The 5,757-nt window shown below is 57.4% G+C and carries 7 protein-coding genes and 2 pseudogenes; 7 read left to right on the top strand and 2 right to left on the bottom strand.

Translation table 11 applies throughout. The features are described 5' to 3' along the window. Positions 1-269 (top strand): LamG domain-containing protein (locus FJ398_25460; protein MBM3841238.1); only part of this gene is annotated, 269 nt, incomplete at its 5' end. Between the two features lie 87 nt (positions 270-356). Here the strand turns inward: FJ398_25460 and FJ398_25455 are convergent. Next, a pseudogene (locus FJ398_25455) lies at positions 357-624 on the bottom strand (hypothetical protein). A gap of 149 nt (positions 625-773) precedes the next feature. Between FJ398_25455 and FJ398_25450 the strand changes: the two are divergent. From FJ398_25450 to FJ398_25425, 6 genes are all read left to right on the top strand, one after another. Next, complete coding sequence (locus FJ398_25450; GenBank protein MBM3841237.1) at positions 774-1,019, top strand: AbrB/MazE/SpoVT family DNA-binding domain-containing protein; 246 nt, start codon at positions 774-776, stop codon at positions 1,017-1,019. 202 nt (positions 1,020-1,221) lie between these two features. Next, the gene (locus FJ398_25445) at positions 1,222-1,629 is read left to right on the top strand and encodes a type II toxin-antitoxin system VapC family toxin (protein MBM3841236.1); all 408 of its coding nucleotides are present in this window, start codon (positions 1,222-1,224) and stop codon (positions 1,627-1,629) included. Beyond that, a complete protein-coding gene (locus FJ398_25440; GenBank protein MBM3841235.1) occupies positions 1,626-2,540 on the top strand; it encodes a hypothetical protein in 915 nt (304 codons plus the stop codon). The genes FJ398_25445 and FJ398_25440 overlap by 4 nt, the downstream gene beginning before the upstream one ends. A gap of 384 nt (positions 2,541-2,924) precedes the next feature. Further along, positions 2,925-4,163, top strand: coding sequence for a hypothetical protein (locus FJ398_25435; GenBank protein MBM3841234.1), 1,239 nt, complete (start codon positions 2,925-2,927; stop codon positions 4,161-4,163). Positions 4,164-4,746: 583 nt separating this feature from the next. Continuing rightward, positions 4,747-4,980: a DNA cytosine methyltransferase gene (locus FJ398_25430; GenBank protein MBM3841233.1), complete on the top strand. Its 234-nt coding sequence runs from the start codon at positions 4,747-4,749 to the stop codon at positions 4,978-4,980. Beyond that, positions 4,980-5,399, top strand: coding sequence for a very short patch repair endonuclease (locus FJ398_25425; GenBank protein MBM3841232.1), 420 nt, complete (start codon positions 4,980-4,982; stop codon positions 5,397-5,399). The genes FJ398_25430 and FJ398_25425 overlap by 1 nt, the downstream gene beginning before the upstream one ends. On the opposite strand, the pseudogene FJ398_25420 reads toward FJ398_25425, so the two are convergent. Then, a pseudogene (locus tag FJ398_25420) lies at positions 5,390-5,641 on the bottom strand (SAM-dependent DNA methyltransferase). The gene FJ398_25425 and the pseudogene FJ398_25420 overlap by 10 nt on opposite strands. Positions 5,642-5,757 lie beyond the last annotated feature (116 nt).

Genomic DNA, 5,757 nt, shown 5'->3' with positions numbered 1-5,757 from the left:
TGGACGACTTGCGGGATGACCTGGCGCAGGGGGCCGAGGCGGGGTTGGGAGTCGTGCGACGCGACGGCCGGCTGGAACTGTTCGTGGACGGCCTGAAGACCGCCGAGTCCCCCGCGCCTTCCGGCAGCCCGCTTGAAGTCACCAACGGTCAGCCATTGCGCCTTGGCGCGGGGGAAACCGATTCCTTCTGTGGCCGGATTCAGGAAGTCCGCATGGTTTGTCGGGCGCTGGCGGGCGAAACGATTCACCGTTTGGCGGAGCCGAGGTGAGGCGGCGAGTTCACACTGCCGACTGCAACGCCAGGGGCCGTTCGTGCTAAACGGTGCTAAACCAGCGGTGATAGACAGTGTGTGGAACTGGCTGTCCGTGCCGTCCGAGGCGATGAGCAGCGCGTTGAACCAGCCCCTCGCCCATCGGATGGGAGAGGGATCGAGGGTGAGCGTGGTGACTGGCCGGAATCTCCGCCTTGTAGTGCGTCAGGTTCTCGTCGAACGCCGCGCGCGCGGGCACGCCGGGCTTCTTCAATTCGATGATCACCAGCGGCAGGCCGTTGACGAAGCCCACCAAATCCGGGCGGCAGGTGTAGAGCGCGCCCGTGACGCTGAACTGGCTGACCAGCAGGAAACACCCGGGGCAAAGACGCTAGCTCGCAAAGAACTCCAACCACGTATCAACTCCGATGGACACGGATCGGCCGGTGCTACGGAAACTCTGTGAGCAAGTTCTCACAAAAAGAGTGTTGCCTTACTTTGTGCGCCGAGTAGGATATTCGCATGAACGCAGCAACGAAAGCTGAATCGGTTTACTTCTCGATCAAAGGCCAGGTGGTCATCCCTCGCCGTTTGCGGAAGGAGTTCGAGATCGAGGAGGGCACGCGGGCTTACGTGGAAGCCACGCCGGAAGGCATCCTCATCAAGCCCGTCACCCAGAAGTTCATCCGCGGCCTGCGCGGTTCGCTCAAAGGCAAGGGCGTGTTGAAAGCGATGATGGAAGACCGCAAGGCCGAGCGGGAACTTTGATTTATGGCCACAAAAGAGCACAAAGCTCGCAAATGAAACCGCGAACCACGCCAACGACGCGAACGGCTCTCCCTCTCCGCTTGGTTCGAGGAGCGGTAGGGCGCGTCAGTCCCCTGCGCGCAGCATTTTTAAGCAATGTGCTCCGGCGCGCACGGAGTGACGCGCCCTACCTTCCGTTGTCGAAGTCAGAACTGAACTAACCATGGCAACCAAAGTTTTGGATAGCTGGGCGCTCATTGCGTTCCTGGAGGACGAACCGGCGGCGGAGCAAGTGGAAAAACTGCTGGCGCAGGCGGCGGCGGAAAAGCACAAGCTGCTGTTGAGCGTCGTGAACTGGGGCGAGATTTACTACAACACCATGCGCGAAGTTTCACAGGAAGCCGCCGAGCAGACAACCCGCGAGATTGCCGCGCTGCCGATTGACATCGTGGGCGTGGGCGACGACCTCCATATCGCCAAGCAGGCCGCGATTTACAAAGCCACACACAAAATGGCCTACGCCGACTGCTTCGCCGCCGCGCTGGCCAAAATGAAGAACGCCGAACTCCTCACCGGCGACCCGGAGTTCAAGTCGCTGGAAAAGGAAATCAAAATCAACTGGCTGAAATGATCGCAGTTCGCCACACTCGAATTCAAACCGCAGTGGAAGACGTTTTCACTTTCGCGGTCAGAACGGGCGACTTTCTCCCGACGAAGCGCGCCGGCGTGTTTTTGCCGAGCGCCTCGATGGAATCAATGAAACCTAAGAGCGAACTCAATGACACAATCGTGATTCCGCAGGAGGCGCGCGGGCGATTGCTTTCGAGTTTTTCAACGTCCGTCAGACTCGCCCACGTTTTTCAGTTCAAAAAGTTTCGGCTGCTCGGCGAGCTTCATGGGTTGACCTATTACGAGATTTCCAAGTATCGGAACTGTGGCCGCAAGACAGTCGAAGAACTCAGGCAGCTTGTTCGGAATGTGCAACTTGGTTCGGCGGCCAGCGATGCGAGCGTTGACGAATCGCAATACGAATCTCCCAGCAGGAGCGATTGCCTTTTCATTCCGCCGTATGCGCGCGAGTTTAGCCCACTGGATTTGCCTATTTCAGTTCGGCTTGCGAATGCCTTGGAATCCACAGGCATCGCCTGCTTAGGCGATTTGCAGGGCCGCGACTTGGCCGAATTCAAAGGTCTGGCAAACTGCGGCAAACGGACGTTGGCCGAGTTGGCCACGCTGATTGACCGCGTCGTTGCAGGCGAATTCAAGCCGTCCAGCGGGAGCTTTTCAATCGCCAACGTCGCGGATCTACTTCGGCTCATAGACGATGGCGTCGCGCAACTGCCAACCCACTGGCGCGAAATGCTGCTGTTGAGACTTGGCGCAGACGCCGGAGGAACGTGGACGTTGGAGGAGGTTGGAAAAAAATTCAAACTCACACGGGAACGAATTCGGCAAATCACGAAGAAATCGCTCGCTCACTTGAAGAAGATGGCTGGCCCAAAGATAAATGGCTATTTGCACGGTGTGGCGATGGTGTGTTGAGAAATGGTTTGTCCGCTGACTCCGGCGCTGCTTACGAAATGGCTGGGGGAACACCCAGCAAAAGTTCGATTCGCTCCTGTCATTTATGCTCGGCTTCTTGGCGAACTCGTCCCGGGAATTCCTGTATGGCCGCGAGGGCAGGAGTTATCTTCGGGCACGGATCGAGACGCTGAGATTTCCGACGCAGTCGAAAAGGTGCTCCGGGAAGGCCAGCACGCCCTGCCATTCGCGGATGCGTTGGCGCGCGTGTGCGAGCGTATGGGAAAGAAAAAGCCAAACGCACAGGAATTCCTTCAATCGGTGAAGCACGCAAGGGGGCTCGCGGTTGAACTCTCCACTCCGGGCCAAGCCATCGTGCGACTTCGCCGACTCATAATTAGCGACGTGACCAAAGCCGTTCTGCTTCCTAGCGCATGTCCGCTCGCGCCTGAGGAAATACTTGTCAAAGCGCGAGAAAAGTTTGGCGATGAAATTGTCAAATGGGACGCGCGAACGATTGGTAATTCCTTTCTCGCCGAGAAAGGCTTCTTCCTGCTCGGTCCTCGCTGCTACGGGCTGAGGCAACATTTTCGCTTGCCGGAAAAACTCTGGAGCGCCGTCAGACGCGACGCGCATTCGTTGTTGAAGGCGGAGAATCGGCCAATCTCCACAGCGGACATGGTCAACGCATACCGCTTTGATTGGGCTACGCAAACGAACAAATACGAACTGGCTTACGTTCTTCGCGAGGATGAGCGATTCGCGGATTTGGGGCGTCTGCTTTTCGGCCTGGCGACATGGGGAATTGAGGAGCGCGCTTACATCAAAGACCTGATCCCGAAAATCCTGGCAGAATCGGGCCGGCCAATGACCAGCGATCAAGTGTTGGAACATTTGCACCGACTGCGATCCGTGTCGCCGTATGGGATAACGGGCAATTTGCGTCATCATCCGCTGGTTCGGGACTACGGATTCGGCTTTTACGGTCTTAAATCCTGGGGGGATTCAGTAAACGAATCTCTCGTCACTGATGCGACCTTGGTCGAGAAGGTGATTCGCCGTTCAGAACCGCCGCTCACTTTCGCTCGCCTCTGTGAAATCTTGGCTGTGCCGAGCGCAGGCGGTGCGGCAGACAAGTTATGGCAGACTTGCGCTTCTCTCCGCTCTGTGGTCCGCAGTTCAGACGAGCAGAATGCCAACGCCCGCCTGCTCCACAAGACCTGCTCGCTCGAACGGGCACTCGTCGCGACCGCAAGAGCGTCAGGCCGCCCGCTGCCTCTTTACGAGTTTCAGTGGGAGTTGAATTCAAACTTCGGACCGCTTTTTACCGACAGAGAGAGCGGGGACATTCGCCGCTGCCTTGAGCATAGCCGCTTTTTCCTCCGCGATGCTGACAATCAATTCATCCTCGACGTCCAACTTGATCAGCTTGGGCTGGACGATGAGGCGATTTCATCCGCGTGCCGCGAAATTCTCTCGCACTCCAACGAAGTCGTCGGCTGTGAGGACCTCATGGAGCGGCTTGAAGCCGAAGGGAAAGTTTGGGAAGAATTATCGCCCGACATTCTCGGTTCGGTGCTGCGCGAGCGCCCGGAATTTGAAGAAGTCGGGCACAACCGATTTCGAGTCACATGCAAACATTGAGCAAGCCACAGAAAATTTTGGCGGTGATGTTCGACCTTTGCGAAGGCGAGCCGAAAGCTCTGCAATATGAGGACATCGTTGTCAGTGCATTCAGACAGTACCCCGAAGACTTTCAACTGCGCGGGTATCCGCAATTCCCGGATTCGTCGGATATCCACAAGCCGCTTTATGACATGAAGCGTCAGGGGTTGGTGCGCTCTGCCAATAAGAGATTTGAGCTGACTGAGCGCGGACTTGAGGTGGCAAACCAAATGGTTCATTCGCCAAGCAACGGTAACAAGGACCGTCTTACGAAACAGGAGGAAGGCGAAATAAACCGCATCGTCAACAGCGCCGCGTTCCGGCTGTTTCAGGAGGGCCAGAAGGAATCCATTTACCAAATCGGGAAAATCGAAACAAGCATCACGCCCGACATGATTACGTCGAAAATGGATGACGTAACAACTCGCGTGCATGACGAGGCCGCGAAGGACTTGAATGCGTTTCTCTTAGGCCAGGAAAAGGAAATGCCACCCTTCCTGACGGCGAACGATTCTCAGACAACTATTTCAGCCAAGCCTACGCGCGACTTCATGCGAAAGGCATTGGCTTTACGATCACAGCCAATTTCCGAAATCCAGGGTCAGGACGCTTCACACACTACCGCGACAAGCGATCAATCACAGTGCGCGAAGCCGCACGCCTCCAATCCTTCGACGACCGCTTCATCTTCCACGGCTACGAAACAGATCAAGAGCGGCATGTCGGTAACGCCGTGCCTCCGCTTCTGTCTGAAGCTCTCGCTACACATTTCGGAAATCTTGTCTGCTCGGCTTAATGGCGCGGAGAACCGACACCGTTTCTGTGGCGGAGCGCTCAAGAATCATGAGCGCCGTGAGAAGCGGTGGCAACAAAGCAACTGAGATGGTTTTGGTGAAGCTCCTGCGCAAGCATGGAATCACCGGCTGGCGGCGGCGCGTGAGGTTGAGTGGAAAACCAGACTTCGTCTTCGCAGCTCAGAAAGTTGCAATCTTTGTGGACGGCTGTTTCTGGCATGGCTGTCCCAAGCACTGCCGGATGCCAAAGGGCAACAAAGACTACTGGCGACCGAGGATTGCGGGCAACCGAGCGCGCGACGCGCTCGTGTCGCGCAGATTGCGGCGTGCGGGCTGGCGGGTGTTCCGCGTGTGGGAGCATGAGCTTGCGCGGAGGAATGAAGCCCGTTTGCCTGGTCGGCTTCGCCGGGCTTTGGCCTGATGGATTCGCTCTTTGCCCTTGTCGAAGAACCAGAGGGTGCAGGGGAGTGTGGCGGTGTAGAACATGTTCGGGCCGACGGCGACCATCACGTCCACGGCGCGGCCTTCGATGAGTTTCTGCCGGATTTCCTGCTCGGACGCGCGGACGTCTGAGGCGGAGTTGGCCATGACGAATCCGGCGCGACCCTTGGCGTTCAGCGCGGAGTGGAAGAGTTGAATCCAGAGGCGGCGGGAATGTCGAATTTCGAATGACGAACTGCCGGCGATTCCGAACTCGCACTTCGGAATTCGGCACTCGGCTTGGCCGGAGTTGGCGCGGAACTGGTCGGCGGAATCCCAAAGGCGTTTTTCCAGGGTGG

Source organism: Verrucomicrobiota bacterium, assembly GCA_016871535.1.
Taxonomy (GTDB): domain Bacteria; phylum Verrucomicrobiota; class Verrucomicrobiia; order Limisphaerales; family SIBE01; genus VHCZ01.
Note: the sequence above shows the minus strand (reverse complement) of the source record. Positions and strands in the feature narration are given on the sequence as shown.

Coding starts and splice junctions, on each gene's coding strand:
- FJ398_25445 (MBM3841236.1), top strand. CDS start 1,222: ATGGCAACCAAAGTTTTGGATAGCTGGGCGCTCATTGCGTTCCTGGAG.
- FJ398_25425 (MBM3841232.1), top strand. CDS start 4,980: ATGGCGCGGAGAACCGACACCGTTTCTGTGGCGGAGCGCTCAAGAATC.
- FJ398_25440 (MBM3841235.1), top strand. CDS start 1,626: ATGATCGCAGTTCGCCACACTCGAATTCAAACCGCAGTGGAAGACGTT.
- FJ398_25450 (MBM3841237.1), top strand. CDS start 774: ATGAACGCAGCAACGAAAGCTGAATCGGTTTACTTCTCGATCAAAGGC.